The sequence below is a fragment of the Pseudomonas sp. Pseusp9 genome (assembly GCF_059491265.1).
The window spans coordinates 1321280-1338110 of record NZ_CP168500.1; the positions used below are offsets into that span (position 1 = coordinate 1321280).

Sequence of the window (16831 nt, forward strand, 5' to 3'; positions counted from 1 at the left end):
GCGTATCAATGGATTGACCGTGTCGCTCTCGCGTCCTTCGCGAGCAGGCTCGCTCCTACAAGGGATCTGTGTTGCTGAAACATCTGTGGAACGGGACTATTGCAAAGTATGTCTAGACTCTCACTGTCCCCACTGAGTGAAAAACAATGACAACGCCAACCGCTACACCCGCGCTGTATACCGGCGAAGAGCGCAGCAAACGGATCTTTGCCATTGTCGGCGCCTCGTCCGGCAACCTGGTCGAATGGTTCGACTTCTATGTCTACGCCTTCAGTGCGCTCTATTTCGCGCCGGCCTTTTTCCCCTCCGACAACCCCACGGTGCAGTTGGTCAATACCGCGGGCGTGTTTGCCGCCGGGTTCCTGATGCGACCGATTGGCGGCTGGATTTTCGGTCGGTTGGCGGACAAGCACGGGCGCAAGAATTCGATGTTGATCTCGATTCTGATGATGTGCTTCGGCTCGTTGCTGATCGCTTGCCTGCCGACCTACAGCAGCATCGGGATCTGGGCGCCAATCCTGTTGCTGTTTGCGCGCTTGCTCCAGGGCCTGTCGGTAGGGGGCGAGTACGGCACCACCGCCACCTACATGAGTGAGGTCGCCCTCAAGGGGCAGCGCGGTTTCTTCGCTTCGTTCCAGTACGTGACGCTGATTGGCGGGCAACTGCTGGCGGTATTGGTCGTGGTGATCCTGCAACAGTTCCTCAGTGAAGACGAGTTGCGTGCCTACGGTTGGCGGATCCCTTTCGTGGTGGGGGCCATGGCGGCGCTGGTTTCGCTTTACCTGCGTCGTTCGCTGAAAGAAACCACCAGCAAGGAAATGCGCGCGAACAAGGACGCCGGCAGCATCAGCGCACTGTTCCGCGACCATAAAGCCGCGTTCATCACCGTACTGGGCTACACCGCCGGTGGTTCGCTGATTTTCTATACCTTCACCACCTACATGCAGAAGTACCTGGTGAACACCGCCGGCATGCCGGCCAAGACCGCCAGCTACATCATGACCGGCGCGCTGTTCCTCTATATGTGCATGCAACCGGTTTTCGGCATGCTCGCCGACAGGATCGGCCGGCGTAACTCGATGCTCTGGTTCGGCGCCCTCGGCACGCTGTGCACCGTGCCGATCCTGTTGAGCCTGAAAAGTGTCGGCAGTCCGTTCCTGGCCTTCGTGCTGATTACCCTGGCGTTGGCGATCGTCAGTTTCTACACATCCATCAGTGGCCTGGTGAAAGCCGAGATGTTCCCGCCAGAGGTGCGTGCACTGGGTGTCGGCCTGGCGTATGCGGTGGCGAATGCGATCTTCGGCGGTTCGGCGGAATACGTGGCCTTGAGCCTCAAGGCCGCGGGCATGGAAAACTCCTTCTACTGGTACGTCACGGTGATGATGGCGGTGGCGTTCCTGTTCAGCCTGCGTCTGCCGAAACAGGCCGCGTACCTGCATCACGACCTTTGATCTTCTTGCGCGGGCCTTGGCGGCCCGCGCCTCCAGGAAATGTTTATGAACCAGCGACCGGGCAATCAATTGTTCGATGCCTACTTCACTGCCCGCGATATGCGCGACGTGTTCTGCGATCAGGGCCGGGTCCAGGCCATGCTCGATTTTGAAGCAGCATTGGCCCGGGCCGAAGCGCGGGTCGGGGTGATTCCGTCGAGTGCTGTCGCGCCGATTGCAGCGGCTTGCAGCGCCGGCCTCTACGACTTTGCGGCGTTGGCCGAGGCAATTGCCACGGCGGGTAATTCGGCGATTCCGCTGGTCAAGGCACTGGGTAAACAGATCGCGGCGACCGATGCCGAAGCCGAACGCTATGTGCATCTGGGCGCGACCAGCCAGGATGTGATGGACAGCGGCCTGGTGTTGCAACTGCGCCGCGCACTGGCACTGATCGAAAGCGATCTGGCGCAACTGGGCCAGACCCTGGCGACGCAGGCCCAACGTCATGCGGCCACGCCGCTGGCCGGGCGCACCTGGTTGCAACACGCAACGCCCGTCACTCTCGGCATGAAAATCGCCGGTTGGCTGGGGGCGGTGACGCGTAGTCGCCAACGCCTGGCCGAACTCAAGCCACGGCTGCTGGTGCTGCAATTCGGCGGTGCATCCGGGACCCTGGCGGCCCTTGGTGAACAGGCCATGCCGATTGCCCAGGCGCTGGCCGAAGAACTGCAACTGACCTTGCCCGATCAGCCATGGCATACCCAGCGCGACCGCGTTGTGGAGTTCGCTGCGGTACTCGGCCTGATCGCCGGCAGTCTCGGCAAGCTCGGTCGCGACATCAGCCTGCTGATGCAAACCGAAGCCGCCGAAGTGTTCGAACCCTCGGCACCGGGCAAGGGCGGTTCCTCGACCATGCCGCACAAGCGCAACCCGGTGGGCGCGGCGGTGCTGATCGGCGCGGCGACCCGCGTGCCCGGTCTGCTTTCGACGCTATTCAGCGCCATGCCCCAGGAACACGAGCGCAGCCTCGGCCTGTGGCATGCCGAGTGGGAAACCCTGCCGGAGATTTGCTGCCTGGTGTCGGGCAGCCTGCAGCAGGCGTTGTTGATCGCCCAAGGCCTGGAAGTGGATGCCGGGCGCATGGCTCGCAACCTCGATTTGACCCAGGGCCTGGTGCTCGCCGAAGCGGTGAGCATCGTCCTCGCCCAACGGGTCGGCCGCGATACCGCACACCATCTGCTCGAACAGTGCTGCAAACGTGCAGTGGCCGAACAGCGTCATCTGCGCGCGGTACTCGGCGACGACCCGCAAGTAACGGCCGAACTATCGGCGATAGAACTCGATCATCTGCTGGACCCCGCCCATTACCTCGGCCAGGCCAAAACCTGGGTCGAGCGGGCGGTGGCTGAACATTCTGCATTGACTGCCTGAAGGAGACTGCTGTGGCTTTTGTACAACTCGCCGAGGGCGAACTGCATTATCAAATCGAAGGACCGGTCGATGCGCCGGTGCTGGTGCTGTCCAACTCCCTGGGCACCGACCTGCACATGTGGGATGCGCAAATTGCAGCGTTCACCGAGCATTTTCGCGTGCTGCGTTTCGACACCCGTGGTCACGGCAAGTCCTTGGTGACACCGGGGCCGTACAGCATCGAGCAACTGGGCCGCGACGTACTGGCGTTGCTGGATGCGTTGCACATCGAGCGCGCGCATTTCTGTGGTCTGTCCATGGGCGGGCTGATCGGCCAATGGCTGGGTATCAATGCCGGCGAGCGCCTGAACAAATTGATCGTGTGCAACACCGCGGCAAAAATCGGCGATCCATCGGTATGGAACCCGCGTATCGAAATGGTGCTGCGTGATCGTCAGGCGGCCATGGTTGCCCTGCGCGATGCGTCGATTGCCCGCTGGTTCACCCCGGATTTCTCCGAGGCCAACCCGGCGGCAGCCAAGCAGATTACCGACATGTTGGCGGCGACTTCGCCTGAAGGTTATGCGGCCAACTGTGCAGCCGTGCGCGATGCCGATTTCCGCGATCAGTTGTCATCGATCAAGGCGCCGCTGCTGGTGATCGCCGGCACTCAGGATGCGGTCACGCCGCCATCGGGCGGGCACTTCATTCAGGAGCATGTGCCGGGCGCCGAGTACGCCGAGTTCCATGCTGCGCACTTGTCCAACGTTCAGGCCGGCGCTGATTTCAGCGAGCGCGTACTGGCGTTCCTGCTGGCTCGTTGAGGGAAAATCCGTGGACGAGAAACAACGTTACGACGAAGGCATGAAGGTCCGTCGCGCGGTACTGGGTGATGCTCACGTCGACCGCAGCCTGACCACCCTGACCGAGTTCAACGCGGAGTTCCAGGAGATGATCACCCGCCACGCCTGGGGCGACATCTGGACCCGCGAGGGGCTGCCGCGCCACACCCGCAGCCTGATCACCATCGCCATGCTGATCGGCATGAACCGCGAGGGTGAGCTCAAACTGCACCTGCGCGCTGCCGCCAACAACGGTGTCAGCCGTGGCGAGATCAAGGAAGTGATCATGCAGAGCGCGATCTATTGCGGGATTCCGGCAGCCAATGCGACGTTCCACCTGGCCGAGTCGGTGTGGGATGAGTTGGGGGTTGAGTCGCGGGAGTAGATCCGGCGATTTTTGTTGCTTGAGCCGACACCATCGCGAGCAGGCTCGCTCCCACAAGGATTACGGTGATCTTTGTGGGAGCGGGCTTGCCCGCGATGGCGGTGGTGAGGTTTACAACAGGCTGATCGGGTAGCTGATGATCAGGCGGTTCTCATCGAACTCGTTATTGCTGTAGTCGCGGCGCATGGTCGAGTTGCGCCATTTCAGGTTCAGGTCTTTCAGCGCACCGCTCTGCACGGTGTAGCCCAGTTCCGATTCACGCCCCCATTCCTTGCCATCGGTGATGCTGCCGGTGTGCACGTTATCGCCACTGATATAGCGGTTCATCAAGGTCAGGCCCGGTACGCCGAGGGCGACGAAGTTGTAGTCGTGGCGTACCTGCCAGGAGCGTTCCTGGGCATTGTCGTAGCTGGAGTTGTAGCTGTCGTTGGCCAGCGTCCCGCCGCTGGTGCCATTGACCCGCATCCAGGCGCTGTCGCCGGTGAGTTTTTGCAGGCCGACATAGAACGTGTTGCCGCCGTACTTGGCCGAGAACAAACCATACATGGTTTTGTTGTCCAGCTCGCCGGCCCGGGCGCTGCCGTCATCCTTGCCGTAGAAAAAGCCGAGGTTGGCACCCAGAGTCCAGTCGCCAAGCGGTTGGCTGTGGATCAGATTGATGAATTGCTGGCTGTAGATGTCCTTGAGCTCGGCGTTCCACAGACCGATCTGGGTGCGTTTGTCGTTGAACAGGTATTCACCGCCCTGGAAGTTGAAACGGTCGGAGGTGAACGCGGCTTTGCCGGTCATCGACATGTCGCTCATGCTGCTGTCGTCGCGTGGGCTGTTCTGGCGGAACTGGCCACCGTAGAGCGTCAGGCCATTGATTTCCTTTGAGGTGATCTGGCCACCACGGAACGTTTGCGGCAACGAGCGACCGTCGTCCGAGCGCAGGATCGGCAACACGGGCATCCACTCGCCAACCTTGACTTCGGTCTGCGACAGCTTCGCCTTGAGCGCCACATTGGTGCGTCCGAAGTTGTCCGCCGGGCGGCCGTCGTGGTCCAGCGGCAGCAGTTGCGTACCGCCGGTGCCTTTGCCGCCGTCGAGCTTCACCGAATACAGACCGAGCACATCCATACCGAACCCGACGGTGCCCTGGGTGAACCCGGACTTGGTGTCGAGGATGAAACTTTGCGTCCACTCTTCAGCCTTGCCCTGGGCCTTGGTCGGGTTGGTGAAGTTGCGGTTGATGTAGAAGTTACGCAGGTTCAGGTTGACCTTGGCGCCGTCGACAAAACCCGGCTCTTCGGCGCAAGCGGGCAGGGCGGCACTGGCCAGGGCGGCGGCTATCAGGCCGGGAACGAAATATTGCGCGGTGGAAGGCGTCATGGGCTCGGGTCTCTCTAATTCTTGGGGATGAAGCAGGGTGATGCCGCAACCCGGGGTTGCAGACGAACATTGCAAATCAGCACAAACGAAACGGATCAGCCGGAGAGGGCGGGGCGCGGGGGCATGGTGTCGAACCTGTTGTTATTGGTTTTGTGGTTCGGATGGTGAATTGAATGTACTAGGTAGTTCAATTGGTTGAGGCGAATTTTGGGCGATTATCGAACAGAAGACGCCTTAGGGTTTTTGGGTTGGGGTAGGCCAAAAATTGTTCGATTCAGGGGGCAAGTTAGCTCTCTAAACCTATATTGCGTTGTTGTCAATCTGACATATCTGACAGTTGTTCTCATTATATTTAGGGCTTAGCCTGTTTGATGCTGAGTTGGAGCTTTTTTGTTTTTTATCTTATTTAAACAAGGAGTAGCGGCGATGAGTTCATTAGAGGTAAGAAATATAATCAACGCGGAATCCGAATGGGATAGCGAACAGGGAAAGAGAGAGACAACGGAGGTTGAAGTTATAAGCGGGAGAGTAAATGCGATCGTCCAGATTGAAGGTGAGCCTGATGCCAACATTCAACTAAGGACGGTACAATTTTATTTTAATAAGGAAACGCCATATTTTTGGCTGCGAGCCAATGGTGAAGATGGCAGTGAGTTTGCCGGGATGGAGGTGGATATCAGAGGCGATGAATTGAAGGCTGGGGCGCAATACACGATATCGCATGGCCTCAGGGATGTGAATGCGCGGTTTGATAAAGCCGGGGTCACAATCTATCCGCGAACGGTTCCGGAAGGAACACTTTCAATCAGGTTTCTCGACTCTCAATCAGTTGAGGGGAGTTTCGTGTTTGAATTTTCAAATTATGGTCGGGAGGATAAGAGGAAAATTGTTTTTAATTGCACGGGTTTTACAGTGAGCTTTAGAGCTAAAACTGATTAGGTATTGTTTTAAGCTGTATTGATGAATGCATGCGTGATTGTAGGAGATAATTTGTTGGAAGAGGTTGGATTTAATAAAAAAGCCGCGTCACAGGTATCCAGACCGTGACGCGGCTTTTTACACTAAAGAGTCAGAAATACTTCATCTTCGGCGCTTCTTCTTTCAACGGCTCGATCTGCGCCGTCTGTTCGTTCCAGCCACCACCCAGTGCCTTGTACAGATTGACCTGGCTGACCAGCTGCGCCAGGCGGTCGGTGATCAACACCTGTTGCGCACTGAACAGCTGACGCTGGGCATCGAGGAAGGTCAGGTTGCTGTCGACACCGATGCGGTAACGCCGCTCAGCCAGGCCGTAGTACGCCTGGTTGGCACTGACGAAATCTTTCTGTGCCTGCAACTGCTGGACGTAGGTCTGGCGGGCGGCCAGGCCGTCGGCGACTTCCTGGAAGGCCGTTTGAATGGACTTTTCGTAGTTCGCCACGCTGATGTCTTTCTGGATTTTCGAGTAATCCAGGCTGGCGCTCAGGGCACCGGCGTTGAAGATCGGCAGGTTGATCTGCGGCTGGAACAGCCAGGTGCCCGAACCACCCTTGAACAGGCCGGACAGGTCCGGGCTCAGGGTGCCGGCATTGGCCGTGAGGCTGATGCTCGGGAAGAACGCAGCCCGCGCCGCGCCGATGTTGGCGTTGGCGGCCTTCAGGTTGTACTCGGCTTGAAGGATGTCCGGACGACGCTGCAGCAGGTCCGACGGCAGGCCGGGCGGAACGTCGCTCAGCAGGTCGTCGTCAAGCGGCTTGGCCGCTTGCAGGTTGGCCGGGACGCCTGTGCCGAGCAGCAGCACCAGGCTGTTCTCGTCCTGGGCGACCTGACGGGTGTACTTGGCCAGTTGCGCACGGGCGTTTTCCACCGAGGTGCGCGACTGTGCCAGGTCCAGGGCCGAGGCGACGCCGACTTCGTTGCTGCGGGCGGTGAGCTTGTAGCTCTCCTCGAAGGTGGCCAGGGTGTCCTGGGTCAGCTTGTACAGTTCCTTGTCGGCCTGCCAGGTCAGGTAGGCATTGGCCACGCTGGCCACCAGGCTGATCTGCGTGCTGCGACGGCCTTCTTCAGTGGCGAAGTACTTCTGCAACGCTTCTTCGTTCAGGCTGCGAACCCGACCGAACAGGTCGAGTTCATAGGCGCTGACCCCGACCGTGGCCGAGTAGGAACTGACAACGCCTGACTGACCTGTTTGCGAGGAGTTTTGCGGAACGTGCTGACGGCTGCCGGTACCGTTGGCCGAGACGGCCGGGAACAGATCGGCACGGGAGATGCGGTATTGAGCCGCAAACGCATCGATGTTCAGGGCTGCGACACGCAGGTCCCGGTTGTTTTCCAGGGCTACCTGGATCAGCTGTTGCAGCGCCGGGTCATGGAAAAACTGCTTCCAGCCCTGTTCGGCAGCAGCTTGCGCCGGTGCCTGGGCCGGCGAGTACGCCAGACCCTGCGGGTACTGCCCCGCCACCGGCGCTTCGGGCTGCTGATAATCAGGTATCAGCGAGCAGCCACCGAGCACGAAGGCGGCGACTGCCAGGGAGAGTAGCGACTTGCTCATTAGCCAGCCTCTTTAGAAGTTTCAATAGCGTCATCCTGTTTGGCGATTTTACGCTGGCCAATGGACGACACGGTGACGAAGAACAGCGGGACCCAGAAGATCGCCAGCACCGTGGCCGTGATCATACCGCCGATCACGCCGGTACCGATTGCATGCTGGCTACCGGAACCGGCGCCCGTGGATATCGCCAGTGGTACCACACCCAGCACGAAGGCGAGCGAGGTCATGATGATCGGTCGCAGACGCATGCGGCAGGCTTCGATTGCCGCATCGCGCAGGCTACGCCCCTGTTCGTGCAGCTCCTTGGCAAATTCGACAATCAGAATGGCGTTTTTCGCCGCCAGACCGATAGTCGTCAACAGACCCACCTGGAAGTACACGTCGTTGGACAAGCCACGCAAGCTGGTGGCCATCAGTGCACCGATGATCCCCAGCGGTACCACCAACATCACCGCGATCGGAATCGACCAGCTTTCATACAATGCCGCCAGACACAGGAACACCATCAGCAGCGACAGGGCGTACAGCGCCGGCGCTTGCGAACCGGACAGACGTTCTTCGTACGACAGGCCGGTCCAGGAAATACCGACACCCGCCGGCAGCTTCTTGGCAATGGCTTCGACCTCGAGCATGGCTTCACCGGTGGAGTAACCCGGTGCCGGGGCGCCGAGGATTTCCATCGCTTCCACGCCGTTGTAGCGGGCCAGTTTCGGCGAACCGTAGATCCACTCGCCCTTGGCGAACGCCGAGAACGGAACCATGGTGCCGTTGGCGTTGCGTACGTACCATTTCTGCAGGTCTTCAGGGCCCATACGAGCGCCTGGCTTGCCTTGCACGTAAACCTTCTTCACCCGACCACGGTCGATGAAGTCGTTGACGTAGCTACTGCCCAGGGCAATCGACAGGGTGTTGTTGATGTCGGCGATGGTAATGCCCAGGGCACTGGCCTTCTCGTCATCGATTTCCAGCTGGTACTGCGGTTCGTCGTTCAGGCCGTTCGGACGCACCTGAGTCAGGATCTTGCTTTGTGCCGCCATGCCGAGGAACTGGTTTCGCGCTTCCATCAGTTTTTCATGGCCGATGCCGGCGCGGTCCTGCAGGAACACGTCGAAACCGGTGGCGTTACCCAATTCCAGTACCGCCGGTGGCGCGAAGGCGAACACCATGGCATCGCGGAAGGTGAAGAAGTGCTGTTGGGCACGGGCCGCCACCTTGAACACGTTGTTGTCGGCGTTACGTTCGTCCCAGGGCCTGAGCATGATGAACGCCATACCCGAACTCTGGCCACGGCCGGCGAAGTTGAAGCCGGTCACGGTAAACACCGAGTTCACCGCATCGCCTTCACCGCCATCCTTGCCCGGACGCAGCAGGAATTCACGCATTTCATCGACGACCACTTGTGTACGCTGGGCCGTGGAGCCGGCCGGGGTTTGCACCTGGGCGAACAGTACACCCTGGTCCTCCTCGGGCAGGAACGCCGTTGGAATGCGGGTGAACAGCCAGATCATGCCAACCACGATCAGCAGATATGCCAGCAGATACGGGATCTTGCGTTGCAGGATATTGCCGACACCGCGTTCGTAGCCGCGAACGCCGCGGTCGAAATTGCGGTTGAACCAGCCAAAGAAACCGCGTTTCGGTACGCCGTGCTCGCCTTTCGGAATCGCTTTGAGCATGGTTGCGCAGAGCGCCGGGGTGAAGATCAGTGCGACCAGTACCGACAGGGCCATGGCCGAGACGATGGTGATCGAGAACTGTTTGTAGATCACACCGGTGGAACCGCTGAAGAACGCCATTGGCAGCAGTACCGCCGACAGCACCAGGGCGATACCGACCAGTGCGCCCTGGATCTGACCCATGGACTTCTTGGTGGCTTCTTTGGGTGACAGGCCTTCCTCGCTCATCACCCGTTCGACGTTTTCCACCACGACGATGGCATCGTCCACCAGCAAGCCGATGGCCAGCACCATACCGAACATGGTCAGGGTGTTGATGCTGAAGCCGGCAGCCGCGAGGATGCCGAAGGTACCGAGCAATACCACCGGCACGGTCATCGTGGTGATGATGGTGGCACGGAAGTTCTGCAGGAACAGGAACATCACCAGGAACACCAGGGCGACCGCTTCGACCAGGGTGTGAACCACGCCCTTGATCGATTCGGTTACGACCGGAGTGGTGTCATACGGGAACACCACTTCCATCCCTTGCGGGAAGAACGGCTTGAGGCTGTCGACGGTCGCGCGCAGAGCCTTGGCGGTATCGAGGGCGTTGGCGCCGGTGGCCAGTTTCACGGCCAGGCCGGAAGCCGGGGCACCGTTGAACTGGGCGTTGATGCTGTAGTTCTCACCCCCCAGGCCGACTTCGGCAACATCCCTCAAGCGAACCTGGGAACCGTCCTTGTTGACCTTGAGCAGGATCTTGTCGAACTCTTCCGCGGTCTGCAGGCGGGTCTTGCCGATGATCGTCGCGTTCAACTGGGTGCCGGGCAGGGCAGGCAGGCCGCCGAGCTGGCCGGACGACACCTGGACGTTCTGCGCGGCGATGGCGGTTTTGACGTCGATCGGGGTCAGGTTGTAGTTGTTCAGCTTGGCCGGGTCGAGCCAGATGCGCATGGCGTACTGGGAACCGAACACCTGGAAGTCACCGACACCGGCGGTCCGCGAGATCGGGTCCTGCATGTTCGACACGATGTAGTTGGACAGGTCGTCCTTGGTCATGCTGCCGTCGCGCGACACCACACCGATCACCAACAGGAAGTTCTTCACGGCCTTGGTGACGCGGATACCTTGCTGTTGCACTTCTTGCGGCAGCAGCGGGGTGGCCAGGTTCAGCTTGTTCTGGACCTGAACCTGCGCGGTGTCGGAGTTGGTGCCTTGCTCGAAGGTCGCGGTAATGGTCATGGTGCCGTCGGAGTTACTTTCCGACGAGACATAACGCAGGTTGTCGATACCGTTGAGCTGTTGCTCGATCACCTGAACCACGGTGTCCTGAACCGTTTGTGCCGAAGCACCCGGGTAGGCCACGGAGATGGCGATCGCTGGAGGCGCAATGCTCGGGTACTGGTTGATCGGCAGCCGGAGGATCGATAGTGCGCCGACCAGCATGATCACCAGGGCAATTACCCAGGCGAAAATCGGACGGTCGATAAAAAATTTCGACATGGTTTACTCCCCTTTGTCGCCAGAGGCTTTGTCAGCTACCTGGGCGGGGGCCGGGTTCTTTACGGCTACGTTGGTCGCTTCACTGGCCTTGACTTCGATGCCAGGTTTGACGAATTGCAGACCTTCGGTGATCAGGCGATCGCCGGCCTTCAGGCCGTCTTCGATCAGCCATTGGTTACCGACGGTGCGGTTGGCCTTGAGTTGACGCAGTTCGACCTTGTTGTCCGGGCCGACGACCAGAGCGGTCGGCGTACCTTTGAGGTCGCGGGTCACACCTTGCTGCGGGGCCAGGATCGCTGCGCTGTTCACACCGGCCAGCAACTTGGCGTGCACGAACATGCCCGGCAGAAGGGTGTGATCAGGGTTCGGGAAAATGGCGCGCAGGGTGACGGAACCGGTGCTCTGGTCAACCGAGATTTCGGAGAACTCCAGCTTGCCGTCCAGCTTGTAGTCGCTGCCGTCTTCGAGGGTCAGCTTGACCGAGGCCGCGTTGTCGCCGGCTTTCTGCAGGCGACTGCTTTCCAGCTCACGGCGCAGTTGCAACAGTTCGACCGACGATTGCGTCACGTCGACGTAGATCGGGTCGATTTGCTGAATCACCGCCATCGCATCGACCTGGGCATTGCTGACCAGCGCGCCTTCGGTCACCGAGGAACGGCCGATGCGGCCGGTCAGCGGGGCGTAGACCTTGGTGTAGCGCACATTGATCTGCGCGGTTTGCAGCGCGGCTTCCGATTGCAGGCGGTTGGCTACTGCGGTGTCGTATTCCTGGCGGCTGACGGCTTGCTCGTCGACCAATTGCTTGTAGCGGTCGGAAATCGACTTGGTCGAACGCAGGTTCGCTTCCGCGCTGGCGAGCGTTGCTTCATAGACCGATGGATCGATCTGATAGAGCTGCTGGCCGGACTTGACGTCGCTGCCTTCCTTGAACAGGCGCTTGAGTATGATGCCGTTGACCTGAGGACGGACTTCGGCAATGCGGAACGCACTGGTACGGCCTGGCAGATCGGATGTCAGGGTGAAAGCTTGAGGTTGCAGAGTCACGACGCCGACCTGAGGCGGTGGGGCGGCCGGTGCTGCCTCTTCCTTTTTGCATCCGCTGAGCAGCGATGCCAGGGCGACGGCGGCGACCAGAGCGGTAACAGCTGGCTTGAATTGCATGAAAATCCTCGGGTCAGGCGCGCAAGGAGCGCACTAGAAAGGTGGAAGGTTGAAAAATATTTGCCGAGTGGATAAGTAGCTTGCTAAGGAATATACTTACGTACATGGCTGTTTGTAAATACCCAGGCTGCGTATCAGCGCCGTTACACAAGCCGTTGAAAGGTTGGAATTGCAGGCCGGGGACTGACCCCCAGAACGTTCGCCCCACTTTTATTCAGCTGATATTCAGACATCACTGAAGCACCCTGATTGAGGTTGTACTGCCATGGTCCGTCGTACCAAAGAGGAAGCTCAGGAAACCCGCGCGCAAATTCTCGTGGCGGCCGAAAAGGCCTTTTTCGAACGAGGCGTGGCGCGCACGACCCTGGCGGACATCGCGACCCTGGCCGGTGTCACTCGCGGGGCCATTTACTGGCACTTCAGCAACAAGGCGGATCTGGTGCAGGCCATGCTCGACACCTTGCATGAGCCGCTGGAAGAAATGGCCAAGGCCAGCGAAAGCGAAGACGAACTCGATCCCCTGGGCTGCATGCGCAAACTGTTGATTCATTTGTTTCATCAAGTTGCTCTGGACCCGAAAACCCGACGCATCAATGAGATTCTTTTTCATAAGTGCGAATTCACCGATGAAATGTGCGACCTGCGCCAACAGCGCGTGTCGGCCAGCCTCGAATGCAATGTACGGATCGGCCTGGCCCTGAGTAATGCCGTGAATCGCGGCCAGTTGCCGGAAAACCTCGATACCGCCCGCGCCGCGATCAGCTTGCATGCTTATATAGACGGCATTTTGTACCAGTGGTTGCTGGCCCCCGACGGTTTTGAGTTGCACACCGAAGCCGAGCGTTGGGTCGATACCGGACTGGATATGCTGCGCTTGAGCCCCAGCCTGCGCAAATGAAACAAAATACGTAATTGGCTCCGTGTGTCAGCCGGGGGCCTTTTTGTCACCCGATGTGCCGTAATGGGGTGCTTTTATATACGCACTCCGGGCGGGATGACAGGTAGCAAGCTCAGTAATTTGTAGGGATTTTGTGTCGAGCCTGTGAGAAGTCCATCTATCGATTCCACAGGCAGTAAAAAGCCCCGGCTCTTTGGAGTCGGGGCTTTTTGTTTTCAACGGTTGCCGGTTACAGCGCCGGGTAGTCGATGTAACCGACCGGCCCTTTGGCGTAGAACAGTTCCGGGCGCGGCTCGTTCAGCGGCGCGTCAGCCTGCAAGCGTGCCGGCAGGTCAGGGTTGGCAATGAAGGGTACGCCGAAGGCGACTGCGTCGGCCTTGCCGCTGGCGAGCAATGCGTTGGCGCTGTCCTTGGTGAAACGCTCGTTGGCAATGTAGGGGCCGCCGAAGGCTTCCTTGAGTTGTGCGCCGAGGCTGTCGGCACCTTCTTTTTCACGCGAGCAGATGAAGGCAATGCCACGCTTGCCCAGTTCGCTTGCGACGTAGGTGAAGGTTTCGGCCAGGTTGTCGTCGCCCATGTCATGCAAGTCGGCGCGTGGTGACAGGTGCACACCCACGCGGCCGGCACCCCAGATCTCGATGGCGGCGTCAGTCACTTCCAGCAGCAGGCGCGCACGGTTTTCCAGGGAGCCGCCGTAGTTGTCGGTGCGCTGGTTGGTGCTGCTTTGCAGGAACTGGTCGAGCAGGTAACCGTTGGCGGCATGGATTTCCACACCGTCGAAGCCGGCGGCCTTGGCGTTCTCGGCACCGACGCGATAAGCGTCGACGATGTCGGCGATCTCAGCGATTTCCAGGGCGCGCGGGACAGGGAAGTCGGCCAGCGGACGAACCAGGCTGACGTGGCCCTTTGGCTGGATGGCGCTCGGGGCGACCGGGGCTTCACCGTTGAGGTACAAACCGTGGGAAATGCGACCCACATGCCACAACTGCAGGAAGATCTTGCCGCCCGCGCCATGGATCGCCTTGGTCACGTTGGACCAGCCACGCACCTGATCGTTGGACCAGATGCCCGGGGTGTCCGGGTAGCCGACGCCCATCGGGGTAACCGACGTGGCTTCACTGAGGATCAGGCCGGCGGAGGCGCGCTGTACGTAGTACTCGGCCATCAGCGCGTTCGGCACGCGACCTTCGTCGGCGCGGCAGCGGGTCAGTGGCGCCATGATGATGCGGTTGGCCAACTCGAGGTCGCCCAGTTTGATCGGATCGAAAATAGTCGTCATTTAATGCAACCCTCGTGAGGTAATGGTCGGTCAGTTGGTAGCAGGGGCCAGATCGGGATTGCCGCTCTGACGGAAAGTAATCAGGGTGACCAGCAGGGCGAGTACCGCCAGGGCCGCTGCGGCGAGGGGCACGCTGGTCAGGCCGAAGCCGTGGGCGATCACACTGCCGCCGACCCAGGCTCCCAGTGCGTTGCCGATGTTGAAAGCGCCGATGTTCAGGGTCGACACCAGGTTCGGGGCGTCTTTGCCGAAGGTCACCACGTTCACTTGCAAGGCCGGTACGGCGGCAAAGCACGCGGTGGCCCAGAGGAACAGGGTGATTTCGGTCGGGATCAGCGCGACGCTGGTCCAGGTCAGCACGGTGGACACCACGGCCATGGTGATGAACACGGCGATCAGCGTGGCGGCCAGGCCTTTGTCCGCCATCTTGCCGCCGATGATGTTGCCGACCGTCAGGCCCAGGCCGATGAGCATCAGGGTCCAGGTCACGCCACGGGGCGAGACGCCGGTGACTTCGCCCAGCAGCGGCGCGACGTAGGTGAACAGGGTGAACACCGAGGCGGCGAACAGTGCCGTCATGCTCAGGGACAGCCAGATGCCAGCGCCCTTGAGCGCGGCCAGTTCGGCGCGCATGTCGAGTTTTTCTTCATCGCGCTTGGCCGGCAGGAAGCGGATCAGACCGATCAGCGCGATCACACCGATCACGGTCACGGCCCAGAAGGTCGAACGCCAGCCGGCTTCCTGACCGAGTGCGGTGCCCAGCGGTACGCCGAGGACGTTGGCCAGGGTCAGGCCGGTGAACATCAGGGCCACGGCCGAAGCGCGTTTGTTCGCAGGCACCAGGCCGGCAGCCACGACAGAACCGATACCGAAGAAGGCGCCATGACAAAGTGCGGTCACCACACGGGCAAACATCAGCACGTTGTAGTCACTGGCCACTGCACAGAGCAGGTTGCCGATAATGAAAATGCCCATCAACGCCACCAGGGCTGCCTTGCGCGGCAGTCTGGCGGTGGCCAGCGCCATGAACGGCGCGCCGATGGCCACGCCCAGGGCGTAACCGGTCACCAGCCAGCCGGCGCCGGGAATCGACACACCGAGGTCAGCCGCCACGTTGGGCAGCAAGCCCATGATGACGAACTCGGTGGTGCCGATGGCGAAGGCGCTCAAGGCCAGGATGAGTAGCGAGAGGGGCATGTTTAATTCCTTATCGGCCAACTGACGTTAAGGGTCAGAGCTCTTTACTGAAGGTTTTGAGGAATTCCTGGATGGTTTCCTCGTTGCGTTTGAAGAAGTGCCACTGGCCGACTTTGCGGCTGCTGATCAGGCCGGCGCGTTGCAGGGTCGCCAGGTGTGCGGACACCGTGGACTGCGACAGGCCGCAACGCTGATCGATCTGCCCGGCGCAAACGCCGTGCTCGTTGCTGTGGGACTGGTCGGGAAATTCGACGGTCGGGTCCTTGAGCCAGTGCAGGATTTCTCGCCGGACTGGGTGTGCCAGGGCTTTTATTATTTCGTCGAGATTGATGGTCATGATGTGGGCTCGTGATGTTTAAAACGCTATATCGCGATGAGGCGAACTTTAAATCGGTATTTCGCGATATACAAATATGATTTGGCTCTGACCAACTCACATTTCGGTATATCGAGTTATAACGATATGTTGAGTGTAACAAGGCAATGGGGCAGTGCTAAGCTGCGCCCATGAACTATCTCGCACATCTTCACCTCGGTGGCCAGCGTCCTGGCCAATTGCTTGGCAGCCTGTATGGCGATTTCGTCAAGGGACGGCTGCAAGGGCAGTTCGCTGCGGAAATCGAAGGGGCTATCCAGTTGCACCGCAGCATCGACGTGTTCACCGATCGCCATCCGCAGGTGGATGTCGCGTTGTCGCGTTTTTCCCTGACCCGTCGTCGCTATGCGGGGATCGTGCTCGACGTGTTTTTCGACCATTGCCTGGCCCGGGACTGGGCGCTGTATGCCGATCGACCCCTGGCGTTGTTCACCTCGGACGTCTACCGGGTGCTGTCCAGCGAACGGCAATTGCCGGAGCGGCTGGCGCAGATTGCGCCGCACATGGTGGCCAATGACTGGTTGGGGTCTTATCGGGAGTTCGAAGTGCTGGAGCAGGTATTGCGCGGGATCTCGCGACGCCTGACCCGGCCGGAGGAGCTGGCGGCGGCGATGCAAGAGTTGCGGCGCTTGTATGAACCGTTGAGCGAGGACTTTCGGTTGTTCTATCCGCAGTTGCAGGATTTCGCCCGGAACCACACTGGCACATAAATCCATTGTGGGAGCGAGCCTGCTCGCGAATGCAGTCTGTCATCCGACATTGATGTCGACTGATCCACCGCATTCGCGAGC

The 16831-nt window shown here is 60.0% G+C and carries 14 protein-coding genes; 7 read left to right on the top strand and 7 right to left on the bottom strand.

What is annotated here, in order from left to right; genetic code table 11:
- Positions 1 to 146: 146 nt before the first annotated feature.
- The 4 genes from ACEN8E_RS05855 to pcaC are packed head-to-tail and all read left to right on the top strand — an operon-like array spanning position 147 to position 4067.
- The gene (locus ACEN8E_RS05855) at positions 147 to 1451 is read left to right on the top strand and encodes an MFS family transporter (RefSeq protein WP_495591797.1); all 1305 of its coding nucleotides are present in this window, start codon (positions 147 to 149) and stop codon (positions 1449 to 1451) included.
- 45 nt (positions 1452 to 1496) lie between these two features.
- Positions 1497 to 2861 (top strand): 3-carboxy-cis,cis-muconate cycloisomerase, encoded by a 1365-nt coding sequence (locus ACEN8E_RS05860; RefSeq protein ID WP_495591798.1) that lies wholly within the window; start codon positions 1497 to 1499, stop codon positions 2859 to 2861.
- 11 nt (positions 2862 to 2872) lie between these two features.
- Complete coding sequence (gene pcaD, locus ACEN8E_RS05865) at positions 2873 to 3664, top strand: 3-oxoadipate enol-lactonase (protein WP_495591799.1); 792 nt, start codon at positions 2873 to 2875, stop codon at positions 3662 to 3664.
- A gap of 10 nt (positions 3665 to 3674) precedes the next feature.
- Positions 3675 to 4067 carry a 4-carboxymuconolactone decarboxylase gene (gene pcaC, locus ACEN8E_RS05870; protein WP_429367263.1) on the top strand — a complete coding sequence of 131 codons (393 nt, stop codon included), beginning with the start codon at positions 3675 to 3677 and terminating at the stop codon, positions 4065 to 4067.
- 111 nt (positions 4068 to 4178) lie between these two features.
- Here the strand turns inward: pcaC and ACEN8E_RS05875 are convergent, their stop codons facing one another.
- On the bottom strand, positions 4179 to 5438 hold the full coding sequence (locus ACEN8E_RS05875; protein ID WP_495591800.1) for an OprD family porin: 1260 nt from the start codon (positions 5436 to 5438) through the stop codon (positions 4179 to 4181).
- A 426-nt stretch (positions 5439 to 5864) separates the two neighbouring features.
- Between ACEN8E_RS05875 and ACEN8E_RS05880 the strand changes: the two genes are divergently transcribed.
- The gene (locus tag ACEN8E_RS05880) at positions 5865 to 6377 is read left to right on the top strand and encodes a hypothetical protein (protein WP_495591801.1); all 513 of its coding nucleotides are present in this window, start codon (positions 5865 to 5867) and stop codon (positions 6375 to 6377) included.
- Positions 6378 to 6507: 130 nt separating this feature from the next.
- Here the strand turns inward: ACEN8E_RS05880 and emhC are convergent, their stop codons facing one another.
- The 3 genes from emhC to ACEN8E_RS05895 are packed head-to-tail and all read right to left on the bottom strand — an operon-like array spanning position 6508 to position 12290.
- Entirely contained in the window at positions 6508 to 7968 is a 1461-nt protein-coding gene (gene emhC / locus ACEN8E_RS05885) for an efflux RND transporter outer membrane subunit EmhC (protein ID WP_495591802.1), read from the bottom strand.
- Positions 7968 to 11129, bottom strand: a complete 3162-nt coding sequence (emhB, locus tag ACEN8E_RS05890) for an efflux RND transporter permease subunit EmhB (protein ID WP_495591803.1) — start codon at positions 11127 to 11129, stop codon at positions 7968 to 7970. Before emhB ends, emhC begins: the two co-directional genes overlap by 1 nt.
- Before the next feature lie 3 nt (positions 11130 to 11132).
- Entirely contained in the window at positions 11133 to 12290 is a 1158-nt protein-coding gene (locus tag ACEN8E_RS05895) for an efflux RND transporter periplasmic adaptor subunit (RefSeq protein WP_495591804.1), read from the bottom strand.
- A gap of 265 nt (positions 12291 to 12555) precedes the next feature.
- On the opposite strand from ACEN8E_RS05895, the gene emhR reads away from it, so the two are divergent.
- Entirely contained in the window at positions 12556 to 13188 is a 633-nt protein-coding gene (emhR, locus tag ACEN8E_RS05900) for an efflux system transcriptional repressor EmhR (protein ID WP_495591805.1), read from the top strand.
- Between the two features lie 229 nt (positions 13189 to 13417).
- Here the strand turns inward: emhR and ACEN8E_RS05905 are convergent, their stop codons facing one another.
- The 3 genes from ACEN8E_RS05905 to ACEN8E_RS05915 are packed head-to-tail and all read right to left on the bottom strand — an operon-like array spanning position 13418 to position 16001.
- Positions 13418 to 14467 (bottom strand): alkene reductase, encoded by a 1050-nt coding sequence (locus ACEN8E_RS05905; protein WP_495591806.1) that lies wholly within the window; start codon positions 14465 to 14467, stop codon positions 13418 to 13420.
- 30 nt (positions 14468 to 14497) lie between these two features.
- Positions 14498 to 15664, bottom strand: a complete 1167-nt coding sequence (locus ACEN8E_RS05910; protein WP_495591807.1) for an MFS transporter — start codon at positions 15662 to 15664, stop codon at positions 14498 to 14500.
- 34 nt (positions 15665 to 15698) lie between these two features.
- On the bottom strand, positions 15699 to 16001 hold the full coding sequence (locus ACEN8E_RS05915; RefSeq protein WP_007983055.1) for an ArsR/SmtB family transcription factor: 303 nt from the start codon (positions 15999 to 16001) through the stop codon (positions 15699 to 15701).
- Positions 16002 to 16171: 170 nt separating this feature from the next.
- Between ACEN8E_RS05915 and ACEN8E_RS05920 the strand changes: the two genes are divergently transcribed.
- A complete protein-coding gene (locus ACEN8E_RS05920; RefSeq protein ID WP_495591808.1) occupies positions 16172 to 16750 on the top strand; it encodes an acyl carrier protein phosphodiesterase in 579 nt (192 codons plus the stop codon).
- The last annotated feature ends 81 nt before the right edge of the window (positions 16751 to 16831 follow it).